Raw genomic sequence first — 22288 nt, forward strand, 5'->3', positions numbered from 1 at the left:
CTGGCGGGGAGACCGCTCGCGTCGCGTTTGCGAATAAGAGAAGTCGCAGGGCATGGTGACATTGCACCCAGGTGCTTGATGAATGCGATAGGTCCGCGCTTCGGAAGCGACGGAGCTCAAGGCAACGAAGAGACACGCAGAAAGAACTGGCTTGAACATTGCAGGGCTCCAAATTGAGGGCCCCGCCCCGGGCAACGAGAAACCAATAACAGTTTGGCCGAAATGGGCTCAAAGAGCGGCTGAAAGTGGCTGCAATTGCGGGCCGCTCCCTGCAATCATCATAGCCCACACGTAGCGACGGAAATGATTAGCTCGCAGAGGACGAATGCGTATCGTCGCAACTGAGACGCGACCATTTGTGCATTCGCTACGGCTGTGTCGCAGCGAACCGCGGTAGCGAGTGAATGCCGTTACTGTCCGCTAGCGGTCAGGCGCGCGCGGAATCTCCCATTGCTGGAGACGATCGATTGACGCCTGCTGTTCGTGCTGGCCCAACCAAACCATGAGGAGAACCAGCGCGCCGGCGAGAGCGCCGATGCCGAAATAGAGTTTCCTCATGCGCGTTGAATGCCGAGCGCCGGGAATCGTTCCTTCGGCACTCCGCTTCGCTTGTCCGGGACGACGTTGGAGAGACGAGCCTAGGGCCTGATCGAAAAATTTGCCGGCGGCCCGGCTTTCCGCAGCGGCTCTGCCAGCCTTGCAAACTCGCACAGCAGCGACCTGGTTTTCCTGGGATCGATGATCTCCTCGACCCAGAACTTTTCGGCCGAGCGGAACGGCGAGCGGAGCTTGTTGAGGCGCTCCTGGATTTCCTCCAGCTTCGCTCCCTTGTCCTCGGCCGCATCGATGTCGGCGCGGTAGGCGGCTTCAATGCCGCCTTCGAGCGGCAGCGAGCCCCAATAGGCCGACGGCCAGGCGTAGCGGATCGAGAAGCGGTCGGCCGGCTGATGCACGACGCCGGCGACACCAAAAGCGTTGCGCAGGATGACGGTGCACCAGGGCACGGTGGTCTGGTTGACCGCGGCCATGGCGCGGACGCCGTGGCGGATGGTCGCCGCCTTCTCGGCATCGAGGCCGATCATGAAGCCGGGGCAGTCCATGAGATAGACGATCGGCAGATGGAAGGTTTCGGCGAAATCGACCCAGCGCACCACCTTCTGGCAGGCATCCGCGGTCCAGGAGCCGCCGTAGTGGAAGCTGTCACTGGCGAGCACCATCACTGCCCGGCCTTCGAGCCGTGCCAGGCCGACAATGAGCGGCTTTCCAAAGTTCTTGGCGACTTCGAAGAACGAGCCCTTGTCGACGACCTGCTCGATGATCGGCCGGATCTTGTAGACCTGCTTGCGGTTGCGCGGCACCGCGTTCATCAGCGCTTCCTCGCTGCGCTCGGGATTGTCGGCGCAGGGCAAGGTCGGCGGCAGCTCGTAGACTGATGACGGCAGGTAAGAGAGGAAACGCCGCGCGCAGGCGAACGCCTCCTCTTCGGAGTCGACGGCATGATCGACCGCGCCGGCGCGGGTCTGGATGTCGGCGCCGCCGAGCTCCTCCTTCGAGAGATCCTGCCCCAGCGCCTTCACCACCGGCGGGCCCGCAACGAACATCGCGGATTTTCGCGTCATGATCGAATAGTGGCTGGCAGCGAGACGCGCGGCGCCGAGGCCAGCAACCGAGCCGAGGCCGAGCGCGACCACCGGCACGCGCGAGAGATTCTCGGTCGTGAAGCGATACCAGCGCGTGCCGCCGATGCCGCCGGGCAAATTCGCCGCGCCCTTGGTCTCGATGGTCTTGACCGAGCCGCCGCCGCCGGACCCCTCGATGATGCGGATGATGGGCAGGCGGAAATCGTGCGCCATCTCCTCCGCCATCAGCGGCTTTGCGGAGATGGAAGCATCCGCCGAACCGCCGCGGACCGTAAAATCGTCGCCGACCACGACCACAGTGCGGCCATCGACGCGCGCGCGGCCGAACACGCAGTTCGCCGGCGTCAATTTCTGCAACTCGCCGCCGGAATCGTACTCACCGATGCCTGAGACGGCACCGATCTCGTGAAAGCTGCCTTTGTCGGTCAGTCCCTCGATGCGCTCCCGAACAGTCAGCCGGCCCTGGTCATGCTGGCGCTTGACCTTGTCAACGCCGCCCATCTCCCGCGCGAAGGCTTCGCGCCGGGCGAGCTCGTCGAGTTCCGGCTTCCAGTTCATCCACTCCCTCCGAATTGATCGGCTTGTTATTGTTATGCACCGCCATGGCGACCGGTTTGCGCGAGATGCGGTTGTTGAAGACGTCGCCTTCCGCACCCTCGAGCAGGCTGCCGAGCGAGCGGCCAAGCGCGACCATCAGCGGCGCGACTTCGGCATGCAGGCGCTGCTCGTCATACATCGACGACAGCAGGCCGATCGTGATGACGACGAAGGTCTGGTATTGCGGCGACCAGATCGGCACCGCGAGACCGTTGATGTGCGGGCTCCAGATGCCGCAGGCCGTCACATAGCCGTGCTCGCGCAGCGACTGCCTGTTGGCCTCGATGCGGGGACGCAGGATTTTTGCGGCTTCGGGAGCTTCACGCTCCATGTCCGTAATGAAGGTGTCGCCGACCTCCGGCGCCAGCGCCGCGGTATAGGCCGCGCCAGCGGCCGTCGAGGCCATCGAGATGCGGCTGCCGGTGCCCTCGTGCAGGCCAAGCGCCGAGGCCGAGCGCGCGAACTGGAGATAGACCAGATGGAAGCGATCGGGGACGACGAAGCCGACCGTACCGGGCAGTTGCTCGGCGACTTCCTGAAGCCGCTGCCGGATCATGCTGCGCAGTTGCGCGCCCTTCATCATCGAGGCGCTCATCGCCACCGCGCTCGGGCCGATGCGATATTTCTGGTCGCGCGGCAGGTAAACCAGCTGGCCCATGCGCGTCAGCGTGTGCGTGAGCCGCGACACGGTGGAGCGCGGCAGGCCGCAGCGGTTTGAAATTTCGAGATTGCCGAGCCTGGCTTCGTGGCCCTCGAAGCATCGCAACACGTCGAACGCGCGCGAAACCACCTGGATGACATCACCCTCGCCGGCATCGCCAGCGAGCGCACCTTGCCTGCTTAACCGCTCTGAACGTCGTCCCATGTTCCCTACCGTTTGTTCCGCTGTGCGGAATTAAATTCCACTTGCAGACGACGCTACCTCAGGCATTTTGCGCCGACAACAAAAAGGCGATGGCATGCCAGAAATAAAGATCGTCACTGAGGTCGCGGGACGTATCTGCGCAACGCCCGTGCAAGTTGGAGGAACCGTTGCGGACGGTGACGACGTTGTGGTGGTCGAAGCCATGAAGATGGAGATACCCGTGCTCTCACCCGCGAGCGGCACGATCACATCGTTGCTCGTCAAGCTCGACGATGTCGTTGCCGAGGGACAGGCGATCGCAATCGTCGTGAGCTGACCGCATTCACCGCAGCTTCCGCGACAATCTGTCTGCTTCTTTCCTGCGTTCGCGGTACGGCGTTGCCATCGCTCGGTCGCGATGACATGATCCGCCTCAAACAAAATCTGTTTCAAACAAAGAACGAAAATCTTCGCGGCAAACGCGAGGAGCATTGGAGGGAAACATGTTTCGTGGGCTGGTCATGCTCGCGCCTGCCTTGGCTGCGGGCATTTCTTTTGCGTCTACACGCTACGCATGCGCCGAGGACATCAAGCTGCCGGCGACATTGACGTTCACCGCCTATGACACCGGCACCGCCGGCTTCAACATCGCGGTCGGCGTCGGCAAGATGATGAAGGATAAATACTCCACCGACGTGCGCGTGCTCCCCGCGGGCAACGACGTCGCGCGACTCGCGCCGCTGCGCGCCAAGCGCGCGGCGTCTGCGGCGATGGGATCGGGCACCTATTTCGCGCAGGAGGGCGTGTTCGAGTTTGGCTCGCGGGAATGGGGTCCGCAGCCGCTCCAGATCATGCTGTCGAGCGTCGATTGCAATTGCGGTTCGCTTGGCGTTGCCGCCGATAGCGGTGTGAAAGATCTGAAGGACCTGAAAGGCAAGCGCGTCGGCTTCGTAGTCGGCTCGCCCGCGCTGAACCAGAATTCGCTCGCGGTGCTCGCCTTCGCCGGCCTGACGCAGAAGGACGTCAAGATCGTCGAGTTCGCGAGTTACGGCGCGATGTGGAAGGGCCTGATCAACAACGACACGGATGCGGCCTTCGGCACCACCATCACCGGCCCCGCCAAGGAAGCCGAGACCTCGCCGCGCGGCCTGATCTGGCCGCCGCTGCCGGCCAAGGACAAGGAAGGCTGGGCGCGGATGCAGAAGGTCGGCTCGTTCTTCTTCCCGCAGACGGCGACCTGCGGCGCCGGCATCACGCCCGAGAAACCAATTGAGCTTGGCAACTACCCCTACCCGATCTTCGTCGCCTACGCCTCGCAAGCGCCCGACCAGGTCTATGCCATCACCAAGGCGATGATCACAAACTACGATGCCTATAAGGGCTCCGCGCCCGGCGCCGGCGGGCTTGCCGCCGACCGGCAGACCAAGAACTGGGTGGTGCCGGTGCATCCCGGCGCGGTGAAGGCGCTGAAGGAGGCCGGACAATGGAGCGACGCGCAGGACGCGCACAACAGCAAGCTGATCAAGCGGCAAGAAGTGCTTGGCGCAGCGTGGACCGACTACGGCAAGTCCAATCCGCCTGCGGATGACAAGGCGTTCTTGGAGGGATGGATGAAGGCGCGTGCCGCGGCGCTTGCGAAAGCCGACATGCCGAACGGGTTCGAGGATTAGTGCTCAACGCACGCGCGGGGTCGATCATGTCGTCTGCTTCCATCTCCACCATCCCCGAGAGCGAGGCCAAGCGGGTCGTGTTCGACGATCCGCATGGGGCTGCCGCCAACATGCAGGAAGCCGAGGTCACGCGGGTTCGCGCGCTTCGGGGCGTCTGGCGCTGGGCACTGGTCATCGCGACGGCGGCAACGATCCTGCTTTGCATCAACCAGCAATTCTCGCTGCGCTTCTTCGTCGGCTACACCCAGCTCAACACGGAGTATTTTTATCTCCTGATCGCGTTGATGCTGCCGTTCACGTTTTTGATCTTTCCGGGCACGGAACGCGCGCCGCTCGACCGCATTCCCTGGTACGATCTGCTGTTCTCCCTCGTGACCTTCGCCGCGGCGCTGCTGTTGATGTCGAACGTACGCAAGGCGGCGGAGGCCGGATGGGAGTTCGGGGGCGCACCGACCAAGGTGATCGCCGCGGGCCTCGTGATGTGGGTGATGCTGATGGAGGCGCTGCGCCGCACCGGCGGCTGGAGCCTGCTGCTCAGCGTCTTCCCCTTCACGGTCTATCCGCTGTTCGCGGAGTCCGGCTGGCTCGGGCCGTTCCGCGGCACGCAGTCGACGCTGGAGCAGGCGACCGCCTATCACGTGCTGTCGGGCGAGAGCCTGCTCGGCATTCCCATCCAGGCCTTTGCCGACACCGTGATCGGCTTCCTCGTGTTCGGCACGGCGTTGATGATGACGGGCGCCGGAAAATTCTTCATCAACCTTGCGTTTGCGCTGTGCGGCACGTTTCGCGGGGGTGCCGCAAAAGTCTGCATCTTTGCGAGCGGCCTGCTCGGCATGATGTCGGGCTCGATCATCTCCAACGTGCTCACCGCCGGCACCATGACCATTCCCGTCATGAAGAAGAGCGGTTTCCGCGCCTCCTATGCCGGCGCGATCGAGGCCTGCGCCTCGACCGGCGCGGTGCTGGCGCCGCCGGTGATGGGCGCGACCGCCTTCGTGATCGCGCAATTCCTCAATGTCAGCTACGCCGACGTCGCGATCGCCGCGATCATTCCCGCCGCGCTCTATTACATCGGCTTGTTCATGCAGGTCGATTCCTATGCCGCCCGCCACGGCCTGAAGGGCATTCCGCGCGCCGATCTGCCGCGGATCATGGATACGATCAAGGACGGCTGGTACTACGTGTTCGTCATCGCGCTGCTGATCGTGATGCTGCTCTATTTCAAGCGCGAGAGCCACGCGCCGTTCTACGCGACCGCGCTGCTGCTGGTTCTCAACCAGCTGTTCTCCAGGGACACGCGCTGGACGCTGGCAACGATCGGAAAATTCCTCGAGGTCAATGGCCGCACCTTCGTCGAGCTGGTCGGCATCCTCGCCGGCTGCGGCCTGCTGATCGGGGCGTTCTCGATGACCGGCGTGGTGTCGAGCCTCGCCAACGACCTGCTGCACATTGCCGGCGACAATCCGTTCCTGCTGCTCGGCATGTGTGCGCTGACCAGCCTCATCCTGGGGCTCGGGCTGACGACGACGGCCTGCTATATCTTCCTCGCCATTCTGGTGGCCCCCGCGCTGGAGAAGCTCGGGCTCAACAAGATGGCCGTGCACATGTTCATCTTCTACTGGGGCATGCTGTCGTCGATCACGCCGCCGGTCGCGATCGCCTCGTTCGCCGCGGCCGGCATCGCCGGGTCGCCGGCGATGAAGACGGGATGGGAATCGATGTGGGTCGGCAGCATCATCTACTTCATCCCGTTCTTCTTCGTGCTCAATCCGGCGCTGGTGTTGCAGGGGCCGAGCCCCTATCTCACCGGTCTCGGTCTGATGGCGCTGGCGGCCTTCGGCACGCTGTTCATCTGCGGCGGCATCCAAGGCTATCAGCCCTTCGTCGGCGACCTCCGCGGTGCCGGTGCGCTGGAGTGGCCATTGCGCGTGCTGCTGGTGATCGGCGGCTTCGTGGTGGCGACCCCGGGCGGCGGGATCATGCCGCTGTCGCAAATGCAGGTGACGCTGCTGGGCCTTGCCATCCTCGTGCCCACGGTCCTGATCGCCCTGCTGCTGGTCCGGCGGCAACCGCCGATGCCGGACGGGTTGCGCATCCCCTGATTGCGTTGCACAAGGGAGGCGATGACCCAATCGCCGCCCGCCTCCGCCTGGATCCGCTCAAAACCGCCTTTGCTGCGGTTTCTGGACACTTGCCTCAACGAATTCTCCGCCGAAACGTCAGGTCATGTCGCCGACTACATTCCCGAGCTTGGCAAGGCCGACCCTGCCCATTTTGGCATCAGCCTCGCGACGCTGGACGGCCATGTCTACGAGGTCGGTGACTCCAGGGTGCCCTTCACCATCCAGTCGATGTCGAAGCCGTTCGTGTTCGCGCTGGCGCTGGACCTGCTCGGCGCGAGCAAGGTCGAGAGCGCGATCGGGGTCGAGCCCTCGGGCGATCCCTTCAACTCGATCCGGCTCAATTCCGACAACCATCCGTTCAACCCGATGGTCAATGCCGGCGCGATCGCCTGCACCGGGCTGATCTATGACAGCAAGGGCGCGGACGCCTTCGAGCAGATCCGCCTCGCGCTCAGCCGCTTTGCCGGGCGCGATCTCGCGGTGGACGAGGCCGTCTACGCTTCCGAAAGCCAGACCGGCGACCGCAACCGCGCGATCGGCTATCTCCTCAAGACCAACGCGGTGATCTCCGACAATGTCGCCGGCGTCCTCGACGTCTATTTCCGGCAATGTGCGGTGCTGGTCACCGCGCGCGACATCGCGGTGATGGCGGCGACGCTCGCCAATCGCGGTATCAACCCGGTGACGGGCGAGCAGGTGCTGACGCCTTACGCGATCTCGCGCACGCTGTCGGTGATGACGTCGTCGGGCATGTACGACTATGCCGGCGAATGGATCTACCGGATCGGCATCCCCGCCAAGAGCGGCGTCGGCGGCGGCATCTTGGCGGCCCTCCCCGCCCGCCTCGGCCTCGGCAGCTATTCGCCAAAGCTCGACAAGCACGGCAACAGCGTGCGCGGCATCAAGGTTTGCGAAGCGCTGTCCTCGCACTACGATCTGCATATGCTCAATCGCAGCGACGACGCACGCAACGCGGTTATTGCAGACTACGATATCGGCAAGAGCCCGTCCCGCCGCGTCCGCCGTCCGCAGGAGCGCGAGATTTTGGCCGCGCACGAGCAGGAGGTGCGGATCATCGAGCTGGTCGGCACATTGTCGCTGTCGGCGGTCGACTACGTCTCGCGCCGGCTCGCCGGGCGGCCACGGCCGCAATTCGTGATCTTCGATCTGCATCGCGTCACCTCCACCACCCGTGCCGGGGCGCGGCTCGTGGCTGAAGCCTTCGAGGAGCTGGCCGCGCTGAATGTCACCGTCGTGATTTCAGGCGTCAGGCGCGCCTCCAAGGAATGGAATACGCTGCGGGAGTGGACGGCCGAGCTGAAGAACGTCCGCGACTTCTACCTGCTCGACGCCGCGATCGAATGGGCGGAAGACCAGATCGTGTACCGCCATGGTGGCTCCATCGACTTTCACGAAACCACCGAGCTGTCCGAGCAGCCATTGCTGGCAGGTCTCAGCGACGAAGAGCTGGCCGACCTGGCGTCGCTCAGCACGATCCGGACACATCATTCGGGCGAGAAGATCGTCACCACCGGCGATCCCGCCGATATGCTGCATTTCCTGCGCAGCGGCGCCGTCCACGTCACGCTGCCCGACGGCGTGCGGCTGGCGACGCTGACCGCGGGCATGGCTTTTGGCGAGATGGCGCTGCTTGAAGCGACCCGCTCTGCCGACGTGTTCGCGGATATGGCGGCGACGGCGTTCGAGGTTCCGCTCAAGGATTTCGAACGCTTCCGTGAGCAGCACCCGCGCGCATCCGAGCGGATCATGCGCAATCTGGCGCAGCTGCTGGCGGACCGCCTGATCGTCGCCAACGCCAAGGTGGACATCCTGACGTCGACGTGAGCGGCGCCTATCGGCTCGCCGCCTCGCTGATCCGCCGCTTGATCTTGGCGGCGCTGGCCTCGAGCAATTCGGATGGCTGCTGGCCGGTCGCGGCGCACAGGCAGGCCCAGTAGTAGACGACATCGCCGAGCTCTTCGATGAGACCCGCCTTGTCCAACCAGTCATCGCGCAACAGCTTCTTGATGTGCTCGGCAACCTCGCCGGATTCACCTGCGAGGCCAAGACCGAGATAGGACAGCCGCTCGTTGGACGGATGCTCATCGACTTTCGCAACGCTTGCGGCCCAGGCCGCGTATTCATCGATCGTCATCGGCAGACCTCGCCGCGGTTTTTGAATCAGCCCACCACTTCCGTGACGGGCTGGAGATCGATCTCGAATGTCTCCAGGAATTTCGAGGTCATGATGTAGAAGCCGACCGAGAGCTGGAGTTCGACCAGCGCGGCCGGCGTCAGCTTTGCGGCGATCGCCTTGAAGGTCGCATCGGTCGGCTTGTTCAATTTCACGATCTCGTCCGTGAACGCGAGGGCGGCGCGCTGCACTTCATTGAAACAGCTCGCCGCCTGCCAGTTGTCGAGCGCCTCGTTCTGCTCGTCGGTGACGCCGACATTCTTGCCGATACGCTTGTGCGCGACGATCTCGTACGGTGCCTCGCACAGGATCCCGGTGCGCGTGATCGCAAGCTCGCGGACCACAGGATCGAGCTCGCCCTTGTGGCGGATGGCGCCACCGAGGCGGCAATACTGCTCAAAATAGCTCGGCGAATGCGCCATCATGCGGAAGATGTTGGCGTGGCGGTTCTTGTCGAGGATTTCGCGGGTGCGGTCGGACGCGTTGATCGGGTCGCTGTAGAGGATACGGGCCATCAGTCACCTTGGGTCTTGTTGTCGTTTTTTGGCAGTCCCCAAGACTATTCTTGCGACGACCCGAGAGCAACATCATGCCGAGGATTTGGGCTCCGGAAACGGCGTCGAATCGGCGAAGCGCCTGACGATGTTGGTCACCAGCAGGGCCGCCACGTTGTTGTAGCCGTCCACCGGCAACGCGCCGATGAAATTCATCGAGCCGACCGAAAACACCGCGCCACCGTTCGGCGTTTCGAAAAAGGTCAGGTCGGAGCGGATGATGTCCTCGCGCGAGGCCGGCCAGGTGTGGTCGTAGCGCTCCTCGTTGACGGGCTGATAGGTCGGATCATCAAGCACGGCGCGGCCGATGATGATCGCGTGATGCGGCGTGCCGAGGCGTGTATCCGCACGATCGAGCTCGTGGCCGGCCGCGCCGCCGCCCATGAAGCCGCGCTCGCCGAGCCTGGCACCGGGGCTCGCCAGGTCCTCGATCCCCTCGCGCATGAACGCGACGCGGGGATCGAGAATGCCGTCGAGGAAGGTGTAGGGGAAACCCTTATATTCCCCTTGCGTGCTGAAGCCGACGCCGACCAGCGCCTGCGGCGGCCGGCCGAGCCGTCGCCAGAGGCCGCCATAGGAGCCGTCGAACGCATGATAGCTCTCGCCGGGCAGCGTCTCCCAGAGCCGGATGCCGCCCTCGGCGCGCCGCAGCTCGAACGCCCAGGTACCCGTCGCATGGGGCACCACTTTCCAGTAGAAGCCGTTGCCGCCGAGATACATGAAGCGACCGCCATTGCCGAGATAGGCACCGAGCGCATCGAGCGTCTCATGGGTGTGGTATTCCGGATGCTGGCCGGTGAGAACGACCGCATATTTCGACAACAGCTCGACGCCCTCGGCATGGACATCATGATCGGTGATGACCTCGAAGTCGATGTCCTTGCGCGTGAGAAGATCGGTGATGGCGCTGTCGGCGGAGATCCAGTAGAGGCCCGAGCCGGCATCGCTGGGGTCGACCAGATGGATCTGGTTGACGCGTTTGTCGATCAGCGGCCGGCGCATGGTCGACATCACCACGCCGCTGCCGTCCGAATGGAAATTGTAGGGCGAGACGCCGTATTCCGGATGGCCGTCCGGCGCCTGCGCCAGCGCGCCCCAGGCCAGCGAGCGCTCCGTGATCAGGGCCTGCCTGCCCTTCTTCTGATACTGGCTGTAGACCGTGTAACTGAAGGTCGGCGCGAGGAACGCCACCTTGGCCTGCGATCCCGGTATCTTGGCGCGGACATAGAAGACGATGTTGTCGCGCGCGCCGTCCTTTTCGAGATGCAGCGCATAGACGCCGCTTTTCCAATCGTCCGGCACGGTGAAGCTCAGCGACGGCTGCCAGCCGGAATCGCCGATGTCGTCGTCGTGGAAATGGATCGCGCCCCACAGCTTCGGCTCTTCGGTCCAGCGATGCGTCACGCCGCCGGTCCAGCGCGAGCCCGTCATCGCGCGCGTCGGCAAATTGATGCAGGTGCCGTGCGCCTTGGCGGCGCCGATATCGGTCGCGGTGTCGGTCGGAATGCCGATGGAGAAATCCCATTCAGCGATGGCGGGTGTCGCCGCGCCAGAGGCAAGCGCGGCGATAACGCCGTCGAGCCCAGCGCTACCATCGACGATGCGCGGTCGTTCGATCTTGCCGTTGAAGTGGTGGACGACACCCTGCCCTGCACGCTCAGCGGCAATCGCGACGGCCCCCGTGCCGGCCAAGACAGCCTTTGCGACGCTCGATGATTTCGTCGCGCGCTCGTCGCGGTCCAGTCTGATCTTGCGCGGCGCCTGCGCGATCGCCAGCGATCCTGTGGCCGGGTCGAACAGGCACGCGATGTCGTGCCAGGCACGCTCGGTGAGCGCGACACCGGCCTCGACCTCGACGGTGCCCTCGCCGGTCACGAGCCCGGCGAAAGCGCCGCTTTCACTGATGCCGAGCGTCAGCGCGCCGCCGGCGCCCGCAAAATTCAGCACGGCCTGCTTGCCCGCGGCGAGCAAGGTCGGCCAGACGGTCGCAGCAAAGGCGACCGGACCTGGCGGCAAAGCCAGTGCTGATACATCGACCCATGAGCCCTTGGCGATGGTCTGCTCGATCCCCTCGTGCTGGCCTTCGAGATCCCACTTGACCGGAATCTCGCGATAGCCCGGTCCCCTGGGGTTCGGGTCGCCACAGATCACGCGCGCGATCCGCGCCGAATAGCGGCCGCCGCCCTTGACCGCGATCATGAACTTGATGTCGTCGCCGGAGCGCACGCTCCAGCGGTCCGCATAGCCGGTGATTGGAAGCATCGAAAATCCTTCAGGCGCCGCGCACGTTCCAGAACAACGGCAAGCCCTTGAGCATGCCGGTCAGGCTCTTCTTGTACGCGGTCGGCTGATAGAAGACACCAAGCGGCACATAGGGAACATCGACAAAGCACTGCTTCTGCATCTCGATGCCGATCTTGCTCTGCGCGGCGGCATCGGGCGCGGCGAACCAGGCATCACGCAGTTGCTCGAGCTTCTCGCTCTTGGCCCAGCCGAAGGTCGCCTTGTCACCGCTGCCGCGGATGAAGTTATGGGCCGACGGGTTCAGTTGGGTGACGCCGGCGGAATAGGTGCAGAAGGCGCTGTATCCGCCCTTGTCCGGCGTCTCGCGGTTACCCATGCGCCTCAGCATCGAGCCCCAGTCCATCATCACGTAGTCGACATTGAGGTCGAGCTTGCGGAACAGATCGGCGGTGACCTCACTCATCTGTCCGATGACGGGGAAATCGCCCGGCGCCATCAACAGCACTTTCTCGCCCTTGTAGCCGGCGTCCTTGATGGCCTTGGCGGCTGCGGCTATGTCGCGGGGGCCGGTCAACGCTTCCATGCCGGCGTCGTTCGCCATGACGCCACCGGGCGCGAAGAAGCCGATCTTGTCGCGCCACAGGCTGGTGTCGTCTCCCGCAATCGCGGACATGAACTCCTTCTGGCTGATGGCGGAGAGCACGGCACGGCGGATGGCCGGATTGTCGAACGGCGGCTGCGTGTGGTTGAAGCGCAGCACGCCGACATTACCGATGGGGTCGAGCAGTTCGACGTTCAGCGCCTTGTTTGCCTTCAGCTTCGGCAGCAGGTCGACGATCGGCTGATCCCACCAGTCGATCTCGCCCTGCTGAAGCGCGGCCGCGGCCGTCGCGGGATCCGGCAGGACCTGCCACTCGACCCGGTCGAAATAAGCGACCTTCGGACCGGCGAGCAGGCTCGGCGTCCCCTCGGGGCGCGGCACATAGCCGTCGAAGCGCGAGTAAACAAGACGCGCGCCGGGCACGTGCTGATCGGCCTGGAATTTGAACGGACCGGAGCCGATCAGTTCCTTGACCGGCGTGACGCTGTCGGTCAGCGCAAGACGCTCCGGCATGACGAAGGCGATGATGGCACCGACCTTGCCGAGCGCCTCCGGCAGCAGCGGAAACGGCGACTTGAGCCGCCAGCGCACGGTCTTGTCATCAGGTGCGGAGAGCTCGTCGACCAGAGTGAAGAGGGAATTGCCAAACGCATCGCGCGAGGCCCAGCGCTTCAGGCTCGCCACCACGTCGCGTCCGCGTACCGGCTCGCCGTCGTGGAATTTCAAGCCGTCGCGCAAGGTCATGGTCCAGAGCTTGCCGTCGTTCTCGACCGTATGACCGGCGACCATCTGCGGCTGAACCCGGAATTTCTCATCGACGCCGTAGAGCGTGTCCCAGATCAGGAAGCCGTGGTTCCGGTTGACCAGACCGGTGGTGATCATCGGATCGAGAATGGCCGCATCGGCCTGCGGCACGAAACGCAGCACGCGCGACCCCTGCGCACGGGCGAGCCGTGGCATCGGAAAAGTCGAGCCCAAGGCGACGCCGAGACCGGCGCCCAGTGTGGATCGGAGCAGGTCTCGACGGCGCATGCTAAGTCTCCTCAGGGGTTACGCAGATGGACGTGTCTCGGCAAGCCTGGCTTCGGCGCTGGACAAGGTTTTCGCGAACAGGTCGAGCGCCTCGTCGACGCCGGCCTCGTTGATGATCAGCGGCGGGCAGAACCCGATCGTGTCGCCCATGGCGCGGATGATCAGGCCAGTCTCGATCGCAAGTGCATCGAACATTGCGCCGACCTTCAGCGCGGGATCGAACGCCTGCCGCGTCGCGGGATCAGCGACCAGCTCGACGCCGATCATCAGTCCCTCGCCCCTGACCTGGCCGACGATGCGCGAATCCCGCGCGATCTGCTCCAGCCCGGCGCGGAGCCTGCCGCCCATGCGGCGCACATGCGGCACCACATCCATCTCGTGATAGATTTTTAGCGTCTCGAGCGCGATGGCCGCGCCGACCGGGTGTCCGGAATTGGTGAAACCGTGGCCAAACAGCTCGCCGCCCCTGTTCATCTCGGCGAGCGCATCCCGGATCGGACGTCCCAGCAGCACGGCTGACATCGGGAAGTAGGACGAGGTGATGCCCTTGGCGAGCGCCACCATGTCCGGCTTCATGCCGACCGTCTGGCAGCCGAACCAGTTGCCGGTGCGACCAAAACCGCAGACCACCTCGTCGCCGAGCACCAGGATATCGTGACGGCGCAGCACTGCCTCGATCGCAGTGAAGTAGCCCTTCGGCGGCACGACGATGCCGCCGCCCGCGTTGATCGGCTCGGCGATGAAGGCGGCGATCGTGTCAGGTCCCTCGGCCATGATCAGCGCTTCGAGATCGGCCGCGAGACGGGCGACGAACGCTTCCTCGCTCTCGCCGGGCCTGGTGCCGCGATAGGCATCCGGGCAATGCGTGTGCAGGAAGCCGTCGAGCGGGAGGCCGAATTCGCGGTGCATGCGGGGCAGACCGCACATCGAGGCCGCAACGATCGTCGAGCCATGGAAGCCGCGGTCGCGCGCGATGATCTTGCGCTTGCCGGGCTTGCCGTGGACCGCGTGATACACCCAGGCGAGCTTCACCATGGTCTCGGTGGCCTCCGAGCCGGACGTAGCGAAATAGGCCTGCGCATCCGGGATCGGCGAGATCTCGACCAGCTTCTCGGCGAGGTCGATCGTGTTGTCGGGCGTCTTGTGATTGAAGCTGTGATAGAAGCCGAACTTGTCGTAGGCAGCAAGCGCCGCCGCCTTGAGCCGCGTCTCGGAAAAGCCGAGCGAGGTGCACCAGAGCCCTGCCATCGCTTCCAGATAACGCTTGCCGCTTGCGTCATAGACATGGACGCCCTCGCCGCGCGCCATGATCAGCGGTCCGATTTCTGCATGACGCTGAGGGTTGGTCTGCGAGTGCAGATGGAACGCGATGTCGCGCGCCTCGGCTGAATTCAGTCTTCTGTCGGACACGCGCAGACGCTCCGTATTCCCGCCGGTGAGGCAGATCCGGCGTCAGTCGACCCAAATTGGTCAGGCCAAATTGGTCTGACCAGCTTGGCTTTCGTGCGGCAGCTTGTCAAATTCAAAAAAACAGCTGATGAGCACGAAGATGTTGCACGACCCTCCGTCCAGGCCTGAACGCAGCTTCGAGATCGTCGCGCGGCGCATTGCTGCAATGATCCAGGCGAGTTACCGGATCGGCCAGCGCCTGCCGGCCGAGCGCGATCTCGCAAAGACGTTTGGCGTGTCGCGGCCGACGGTGCGCGAGGCCATCCTGTCGCTGGCGATGGCGGGGATGCTGAAGGTCCGCAGCAACAGCGGCGTCTATGTGATCAGCCGTCAGGAAGCGCCTGACGTGCATGCGCTCGAAGGCTTTGGACCGTTCGAAAACCTGGAAGCGCGTCAGCTGATCGAGCCGCAGATCGCCGCGATCGCGGCGCAGCGTGGGTCGGAGACGACCTTCGCCCAGCTTGCAGAAGCGCTCGCCATGATGCGCTGGGAACATGCGCAGGGACGCGAGGCCGACACGTCGGACCACCGCTTCCACATGGTGCTGGCCGAAGCGACCGGGAACGGCGCGCTGGTGTCGATCAGCGACTCGCTGTGGCGCGCGCAAACCGAGTCCGGCATCTGGCAGGAGATTCACAACCACATGCAGATGGAGGATTATCGTCCCATGTGGCGCCGGGATCACGAAGCCATCTTCGACGCCGTTCAGGCGCGGAACCCGCGCAAGGCGAGTGGTGCCATGACGCGTCATCTCAACAATATCAGGGATGCGCTGATGGAGGCTTCGAAGGCCAAATCGATGGCCACGACCAAGCCTACGAATTCTCGTGGAAAAATCCGGTGATTTGCCGCGGTTGAATAAAGTTTCCGCACACCCTCTGCGCCACGACCGCAACAGCAACATCATCGAGTCAAAATGCCGCCGCATTGCTGAACGACCTTGGCACAGTCGATATTCGCCGCGTGGGGACAAATCGCGGTGAGTACTCGCAAGGGGTGTTCCGAGTAAAAACAATTGGCCGTCTTTGCGCTTCAAACGCGCATCGATGAGTCACGCCCAAGTCTAGGGAGAAAACGGCATGAAGGAAGCCACCAAGGGGGCGGCCTCGGAAGCGTTCGCGCATATGCTGGCGGTGATGGCAATGCTCGTCATCGCCAGCATCTTGTTTTACGGGCGTTAGTAAGAGTTGTGTGAGAGTTTTCGTCATTCCGGGGTGGCCCTCGCACAAGCCAGGCCCAGAATTCCCGTTCCAGGCTCGGTCTCTCAGGACCGCCCCCGAATGACGAATCCCACTACTTCCTCTTCGTGAAGAAGGGCACCAGCTTTCCGGCAAACGGCTTGAAGCCCGCGATCACGTCGTCGCCGATAGCGAGATCGTTCTCGCCATGCGCCATCATGCGAAAACCCTCGGCGCAATCGACCAGCAAAATATTGTAGGGCACATGCGCGCGCGTCTCCGGCGTGGCAGCGCGGCAGACCAGCGAGGTTGCGTAGACCCTGCCCTTGCCGCTGGCGCGTTGTTCGCGCGAATCGGATGCGCCGCAGGTCGCGCAGAAGGCGCGATGAAAATACTGCACATGGCCGCATGCGGTGCAGGTCTGGTAGGTGATGGCCTGTTCGCCCCTGGTCCAGTCCGCTAGACGCTTACTCATCGCACCCGCTCCAGGAACATGCTGACATGGGACGACAGCACGCCGCCGTCGCCGTGCAGCAGCGCGATCGAAGCATCCCGTACCTGACGATTCGCCGCCCGCCCCGTCATCTGCAAATGCGCCTCGACCAGATGCGCCATGGCGCCGCCGACGCCGCAATGGCCGTAGCTGAGCAATCCGCCATGGGTGTTGAGCGGCATGGCGCCGTCGCGGCCGAAATGACCCGCACGCACGCGCGCCGCTGCTTCGCCGCGAGCCGCGAGGCCGAGGTCTTCCAGCAGCATCGCAAGCGTGATGGTAAAGCTGTCGTAGATCGCGGCGTAGCGGATGTCGGAGATCGCAAGGCCCGTGGCCTCCCTGGCGCGCGCGATGGAGATCTCGGCGCCGAGCTCGCTGAGCGCGGGCGCGGCCGTGACATGCTGATGCGTATGCGCCTGGGCGCAGCCGCGGATGCGCACGCCGGCCTCCCCGGTCCGCTCGCGACTGATGACGAAGGCGGCGCCACCGTCGGAGACCGGGCAGCAATCCAGCAGTTTTAGCGGCATCGCGACCGGCTTCGAGGCCATGACGTCAGCGACCTCGATGGGATCGTGGAATTGCGCGCCGGGATGCGTGCAGGCGTGCGCGCGCATCAGCACCGCGAACTCGGCGAGGTCCTGTTCGGTCACGCCGTATTCGTGCATGTAGCGTGTGGCGACCAGACCATAATAGGCGGGAATGGTCGCCCCGAGCGGCACCTCGTAGTCGGGATGGCCGACTTGCGCGAGTGCCTGGATCGAGGCATCGCGGCTCTGTCCAGTGAGACGGTTCTCGCCGGCGACCACGAGTACGTTGCGCGCGACGCCTGCGTCCACGAGGTGATGGGCGAGCATCGTCATCGCGAGGCCCGTGGCGCCGCCGACCTGCACAGCGTGGGCGTAAGCCGGGCGGATACCAAAATGCTCGGCGAACACGGTCGCCAGCATGATGTGCGGTGACACCGTGGAATAGCCGCAGAGAATGCCGTCGATCTCGGCGCGCTTGAGCCCGGCATCGTCGAGCGCCGCTTGCGCGGCCTTGCTCATCAGGTCGAGCGAGGACGAGCCTTCGTGCTTGCCGAAAGATGTGAGGCCGACCCCGGTGATGAAGCTCATGATGCCCCCTGCTCCGGCGCCGAGCGCGTGGCGCCATCGCGGATCATGGCGGCGATCTCATCAGTGGAGTACCCGACCTCGCTCAAAATCTCCGCGCCGTGCTCGTTGAGCCGCGGCGCAAGCCGCTGCGGCTCGGCCTCGGTCTCGGACCAGCTCGCTGTCACCTTCATGCTGCGGATCGGGCCTTCGGTCGGGTGCTCGACGACCGGGAAGAAGCCGGTCGCCTCCAGATGTTCGTCGTGCAGGATCGAGGCGAGGTCGTGCATCGGCATGACCGGGACGTCGGCCTTCGTCAGAAGGTCGATCCACTCGGCGGTAGTGCGTGTCTCGAAGATGCGGGCGAGCTCGGCATAGACGACATCGATGTTGGCGGCGCGGCCGGCGAAGGTCGCGAACTTTGCATCGGCGCGCAGATCGTCGCGGCCGGTGGCTTTGAAAAAGTTCTCCCACTGCTTGTCGTTATAGACGATGACGCTGAGATAACCGTCCGAGGTCTTGTACGGCCGGCGGTCGCGCGAGAGGTGGCGGGCATAGCCGCCCTTGTCGAGCGGAGGCTCATAGGTGAGCCCACCCATGTGGTCGCCCATGACGAAGCCGGCCATGGTCTCGAACATCGGGATGTCGACGCGCTGGCCGCGCCCGGTGCGGTCGCGGTGCACGAGGCTGGCGCAGATCGCGCCGACGGCGGTGAGGCCGACGATGCGGTCGACCAGCGCGTTCGGCACGTAGCGCGGCACGCCGTCGCCGGTCTGCGCCATCAGCGCGGGCAATGCGGTGGCGCCCTGGATCAAATCGTCATAAGCGGGCTTTGCGGCATAGGGCCCGTCCTGGCCAAAACCGAACACCCCGGCATAGACGAGGCGCGGATTGATTTTGGAGACGACGTCGTAGCCGAGCTGAAGCCGTGCCATCGCCTGCGGACGGACATTGTAGACGAGAACGTCGGCATCCTTCAGCAGCCGCAGCACGGCATCGCGACCCGCAGGCTTCTTCAGGTCGAGGCAGATCGAGCGCTTGCTGCGGTTCGTGTTGAGGAACACCGGACCCATGCCGGCATGGCGCATCGGGCCGATCAGGCGGGTAACGTCACCGTCGAGCGATTCCACCTTGATGACATCGGCACCGTAATCGCCGAGCATCTGGGTCGCATAGGGCCCCATCAGCACGGTGGTCATGTCGACGACCTTGATGCCCTTCAGCGGCCCCATTCGTTCGCTCCCGATTGCGCGGGCTCAATCGATCCCGCAATTTCGGTCCAGCTAACGGCAGCGGCGCCGCATGCGCAAGGGCGGCCGGGGTATGGCCGCATGCGCAGCCTACGCCGCTATTTCTTCTGGCGGGAATCGCGGATCTTGATGAGGCGGTCGAGCTCGTCGTTCTGCTGGTTGATGCGGTCGGCGATACGCGACTCGTTCTGCTCGCCGGAAGCCGCCGCAGCCTGCTCGATCAGCTGGCGGATATTGTCCTCGAGGATCGCAATGCGATCGTTGAGTGCGTCGAGAGAAAGGGAGTCTTCGTAGTCATTGCTCATAATGTCGTCCTAGCAATCAGAAGCCGCAGGGTGGGCCAAGCGAAGCGGGCCCACCTTGATCTGGCGCAAAGGAAAGACGGTGGGCACGGCGCTTTCGCGCCCTTGCCCACCCTACGAGACCTACTTCAGCGGCTCCAGCACGGAGACGTAATTGGCGACGGCCGCGCCGCCCATGTTGAAGATGCCGCCGAGTTTTGCATTTTTGAGCTGCATGCCCTCGGGCGCCTGTCCGGCGAGCTGCATCGCGGTCATCACGTGCATGGAGACGCCGGTGGCACCGATCGGGTGGCCCTTGGCCTTCAGGCCGCCGGACGGATTGACCGGCAGCTTGCCGTCCTTGAGCGTCCAGCCTTCCTTGATGGCGCGGGCGCCCTGCCCCTTCGGCGTCAGGCCCATCGCTTCGTATTCGATCAGCTCGGCGATGGTGAAGCAGTCATGGGTCTCGACGAAGGAGAGATCGGACAGCGTCACGCCGGCCTGCTCCAGCGCGCGCTGCCAGGCGACCGTGCAGCCCTCAAACTGGAGGATGTCGCGCTTGGACATCGGCAAGAAGTCCTGGGCGTGTGCGGTGGCGCGGAAGCCAATCGACTTAGCCATGCCCTTGGCGGTCTCGGCATCGGCCAAAATCAGCGCCGCAGCGCCGTCGGAGACGAGCGAGCAGTCGGTGCGCTTCAGGGGGCCCGCGACATAGGGATTCTTCTCGCTCTCGGCGCGGCAGAAGTCGAAGCCAAAGTCCTTGCGCATCTGGGCATAGGGATTGGCGACGCCGTTCTTGTGGTTCTTGGCCGCGATCAGCGCCAGCGCATCGGACTGGTCGCCGTATTTCTGGAAGTAGGAGCTGGCGATCTTGCCGAACACGCCGGCAAAGCCGCCGACGGTGTCGCCGTCTTCAGGCAGGTAGGACGCCTTGAGCAGGTTCTTGCCGATCTCAGGCCCCGGCGTGCGCGTCATCTGCTCGACGCCGACGACCAGCACGATTTTGGCCGCGCCTGCGGCAATTGCACGAACACCCTGATGCACGGCGGCGGAGCCCGTGGCGCAGGCATTCTCGACGCGGGTGGTCGGCTTGAAGCGCAGTTTTGGGTCGGCCTGGAGCACCAGCGAGGCGGTAAAATCCTGCGGCGAGAAGCCGGCGTTGAAATGGCCGAGCACGATCTCGTCGACATCGGAGGCGGAAATGCCGGCGTCCGCCATCGCCTCATTGGCAACGCGGGTGACGAGGCTTTCGACGGTTTCGGTGTCGAACTTGCCGAACGGCGTATGCGCCCATCCGACGATGCTGGCGGTCATGGTCTCTTCTCCCTGGGATCTCTACCTGAGCTAAGTCTTAGCCCAAGGATGGCAAGACTTCACGCCGGTTTGAGGGCCTGGACGGTGCGCTGGCAGATGGCAGTTATGCCGGCCCAGTTCCCGGCCCTGATCTCTGCCGTCGGGCACAGCCAGGAACCGCCGACCGCCACGACATTGGGCTCGGCGAGCCATGTCGCCGCATTGGCCTCGCCGACGCCGCCTGTGGGGCAGAACCGCACGTTCGGGAACGGCCCACCGAGGGCGCGCAGGCCCTTGATGCCGCCGGCCTGCTCGGCCGGGAAGAATTTTGCGACGTCGAGGCCGTAGGACAGCGCCAACATCAGTTCGGACGCCGTGGCAATGCCCGGCGCGAACGGCAAGGAGCTGTCGGCGGCGACCTTGAGGAGATCGGGAGTCAGGCCCGGGCTGATGCCGAACGCGACGCCGAGCTTCTCGACGCGGGTGAAGTCGGCCGGATTGAGGATCGTGCCGATGCCGACCACCGCTTCGGGGACTTCGGACATCATCGCCCGCGCGGCCTCGATCGCCACAGGGGTGCGCATGGTCACCTCCAGCGTGCGGACGCCGCCGGCCACCAGCGCACGCGCCAGCGGCACGGCATCCTGGATGCGCTCGATGGTCAGGACGGGAATAACGGTCGCGGCCTTGAACAGCGCGACGAGGTGGTTCTGTTGGGCTGCTGTGGTCATCTTGGCTTTCGTTTCACTTGGTCGCTTGACGCGTGGTCGCCGGCCGGTGCCGCTTCTTCGGCGGCATGGCATAGCCCGGAATGATGGCGCCGGGATAGCAGATCACGAGACTGGCGAGGCGATGCCCGGCCTGGGCGGCCTCGACCGGCTCGGATCCGGCAAGCCGGGCCGCGATATAGGCCGCGGCAAAGCTGTCGCCGGCCGCCGTGGTGTCAACGACCGGTTTGGTCATCGGTTCGGCGCGGACCTCGCTGGTGCCGCCGGGGAAGCGCAGCAGGCTGACGGGCTCGGCGAGCCGGAACACCAGCTCGGGCGCCGGAATGCGCGCCATCAATTGCTCATGGCTCTCGCCGGGATAGAGCGCGAGCAGATCCTCGGTCGAGGTCAGCACGATGTCGGCGGCGGCAAAGGCTGCCGCAAACACCTCGCGCGCGACATCGCGGTCCGGCCATCCGCGCGCGCGGAAGTTTGTGTCGAACACGAAGCGGGTGCCGAGCAGGCGCGCGCGCTTGATCGCCGCGAACAGGCGCTCGCGCCCGGGGGCATCGTAGATCGAGAGCGTGATCGCGGAGAGATAGACGATGTCGTAGCTCATCAGCGAGTTGAGCAGCTCGTCCGTCTCCGGCAGGCTCATCAGCTGGCGCGCCGCCGCGCTGTCGCGCCAGTGGAAGAACTGGCGCTCGCCCTTCGCATCCGTCTGGATCATGTAGAGGCCGGGCAGCTTGCCCGGCAGCCGCATGACCCGCCTTGTGCCCACGCTCTCGGCATTCCAGGCCGCGATCATCTCATCGCTCAAGGCATCATCGCCGAGCGCGGTGAGATAGTCGACCTTGACCTCGAGCCGGGCCAGATACACCGCCGTGTTGAGGGTGTCGCCGCCGAAGCCGCGCGAGTACAGGCCGCCGCCCTGCCCGGCAGATTGCCCTGTGGAATGTCCACCTTGGGCCTGCCGGAGCTCGACCATGCATTCACCGATGCAAGCTACGCTCGCCATCGTCATATCCACGCTGTTCATCTGATACG

The 22288-nt window shown here is 64.6% G+C and carries 19 protein-coding genes; 5 read left to right on the forward strand and 14 right to left on the reverse strand.

Annotation, left to right across the window (positions count from 1 at the left end; translation table 11 throughout):
• Positions 1-638: 638 nt before the first annotated feature.
• Positions 639-2198: an acyl-CoA carboxylase subunit beta gene (locus B5V03_RS27075; RefSeq protein WP_129273403.1), complete on the reverse strand. Its 1560-nt coding sequence runs from the start codon at positions 2196-2198 to the stop codon at positions 639-641.
• Positions 2128-3102 (reverse strand): IclR family transcriptional regulator, encoded by a 975-nt coding sequence (locus tag B5V03_RS27080; RefSeq protein ID WP_129273404.1) that lies wholly within the window; start codon positions 3100-3102, stop codon positions 2128-2130. The genes B5V03_RS27075 and B5V03_RS27080 overlap by 71 nt, the downstream gene beginning before the upstream one ends.
• 94 nt (positions 3103-3196) lie before the next feature.
• Here B5V03_RS27080 and B5V03_RS27085 point away from each other — a divergent pair, with 94 nt between their 5' ends.
• The 4 genes from B5V03_RS27085 to glsA all read left to right on the forward strand — a co-directional run bounded on the left by B5V03_RS27085 (position 3197) and on the right by glsA (position 8719).
• Entirely contained in the window at positions 3197-3418 is a 222-nt protein-coding gene (locus tag B5V03_RS27085; RefSeq protein ID WP_129273405.1) for a biotin/lipoyl-containing protein, read from the forward strand.
• Positions 3419-3584: 166 nt separating this feature from the next.
• Positions 3585-4751 (forward strand): TAXI family TRAP transporter solute-binding subunit, encoded by a 1167-nt coding sequence (locus B5V03_RS27090; protein ID WP_129273406.1) that lies wholly within the window; start codon positions 3585-3587, stop codon positions 4749-4751.
• A 26-nt stretch (positions 4752-4777) separates the two neighbouring features.
• A complete protein-coding gene (locus tag B5V03_RS27095) occupies positions 4778-6853 on the forward strand; it encodes a TRAP transporter permease (RefSeq protein WP_129273407.1) in 2076 nt (691 codons plus the stop codon).
• Between the two features lie 21 nt (positions 6854-6874).
• Positions 6875-8719 carry a glutaminase A gene (gene glsA / locus B5V03_RS27100; RefSeq protein WP_129273408.1) on the forward strand — a complete coding sequence of 615 codons (1845 nt, stop codon included), beginning with the start codon at positions 6875-6877 and terminating at the stop codon, positions 8717-8719.
• A gap of 7 nt (positions 8720-8726) precedes the next feature.
• Here glsA and B5V03_RS27105 read toward each other — a convergent pair whose 3' ends face one another.
• From B5V03_RS27105 to B5V03_RS27125, 5 genes are all read right to left on the reverse strand, one after another.
• Positions 8727-9029, reverse strand: a complete 303-nt coding sequence (locus B5V03_RS27105; protein WP_164988310.1) for a nucleoside triphosphate pyrophosphohydrolase family protein — start codon at positions 9027-9029, stop codon at positions 8727-8729.
• A gap of 26 nt (positions 9030-9055) precedes the next feature.
• A complete protein-coding gene (locus tag B5V03_RS27110; protein ID WP_129273410.1) occupies positions 9056-9583 on the reverse strand; it encodes a carboxymuconolactone decarboxylase family protein in 528 nt (175 codons plus the stop codon).
• Between the two features lie 72 nt (positions 9584-9655).
• On the reverse strand, positions 9656-11884 hold the full coding sequence (locus tag B5V03_RS27115) for a N,N-dimethylformamidase beta subunit family domain-containing protein (protein ID WP_129273411.1): 2229 nt from the start codon (positions 11882-11884) through the stop codon (positions 9656-9658).
• Between the two features lie 10 nt (positions 11885-11894).
• Positions 11895-13499: an ABC transporter substrate-binding protein gene (locus B5V03_RS27120; protein ID WP_129273412.1), complete on the reverse strand. Its 1605-nt coding sequence runs from the start codon at positions 13497-13499 to the stop codon at positions 11895-11897.
• 18 nt (positions 13500-13517) lie between these two features.
• The gene (locus B5V03_RS27125; protein ID WP_164988311.1) at positions 13518-14909 is read right to left on the reverse strand and encodes an aspartate aminotransferase family protein; all 1392 of its coding nucleotides are present in this window, start codon (positions 14907-14909) and stop codon (positions 13518-13520) included.
• A gap of 139 nt (positions 14910-15048) precedes the next feature.
• Here B5V03_RS27125 and B5V03_RS27130 point away from each other — a divergent pair, with 139 nt between their 5' ends.
• Positions 15049-15792, forward strand: coding sequence for a FadR/GntR family transcriptional regulator (locus B5V03_RS27130; protein ID WP_245502351.1), 744 nt, complete (start codon positions 15049-15051; stop codon positions 15790-15792).
• 449 nt (positions 15793-16241) lie between these two features.
• Here B5V03_RS27130 and B5V03_RS27135 read toward each other — a convergent pair whose 3' ends face one another.
• The 7 genes from B5V03_RS27135 to B5V03_RS27165 form a co-directional block, all read right to left on the reverse strand.
• A complete protein-coding gene (locus B5V03_RS27135) occupies positions 16242-16601 on the reverse strand; it encodes a Zn-ribbon domain-containing OB-fold protein (protein WP_129273415.1) in 360 nt (119 codons plus the stop codon).
• Positions 16598-17734: a thiolase family protein gene (locus B5V03_RS27140; protein ID WP_129273416.1), complete on the reverse strand. Its 1137-nt coding sequence runs from the start codon at positions 17732-17734 to the stop codon at positions 16598-16600. The genes B5V03_RS27135 and B5V03_RS27140 overlap by 4 nt, the downstream gene beginning before the upstream one ends.
• A complete protein-coding gene (locus tag B5V03_RS27145) occupies positions 17731-18942 on the reverse strand; it encodes a CaiB/BaiF CoA transferase family protein (protein WP_129273417.1) in 1212 nt (403 codons plus the stop codon). The genes B5V03_RS27140 and B5V03_RS27145 overlap by 4 nt, the downstream gene beginning before the upstream one ends.
• Before the next feature lie 116 nt (positions 18943-19058).
• Entirely contained in the window at positions 19059-19265 is a 207-nt protein-coding gene (locus B5V03_RS27150) for a hypothetical protein (RefSeq protein ID WP_129273418.1), read from the reverse strand.
• 120 nt (positions 19266-19385) lie between these two features.
• Positions 19386-20555, reverse strand: coding sequence for an acetyl-CoA acetyltransferase (locus tag B5V03_RS27155; RefSeq protein ID WP_129273419.1), 1170 nt, complete (start codon positions 20553-20555; stop codon positions 19386-19388).
• 59 nt (positions 20556-20614) lie between these two features.
• Complete coding sequence (gene eda / locus B5V03_RS27160; protein WP_164988312.1) at positions 20615-21265, reverse strand: bifunctional 4-hydroxy-2-oxoglutarate aldolase/2-dehydro-3-deoxy-phosphogluconate aldolase; 651 nt, start codon at positions 21263-21265, stop codon at positions 20615-20617.
• Positions 21266-21278: 13 nt separating this feature from the next.
• On the reverse strand, positions 21279-22259 hold the full coding sequence (locus B5V03_RS27165; RefSeq protein WP_164988313.1) for a sugar kinase: 981 nt from the start codon (positions 22257-22259) through the stop codon (positions 21279-21281).
• Positions 22260-22288: the final 29 nt, after the last annotated feature.

Source organism: Bradyrhizobium betae, assembly GCF_004123905.1.
Lineage (GTDB): Bacteria > Pseudomonadota > Alphaproteobacteria > Rhizobiales > Xanthobacteraceae > Bradyrhizobium > Bradyrhizobium betae_A.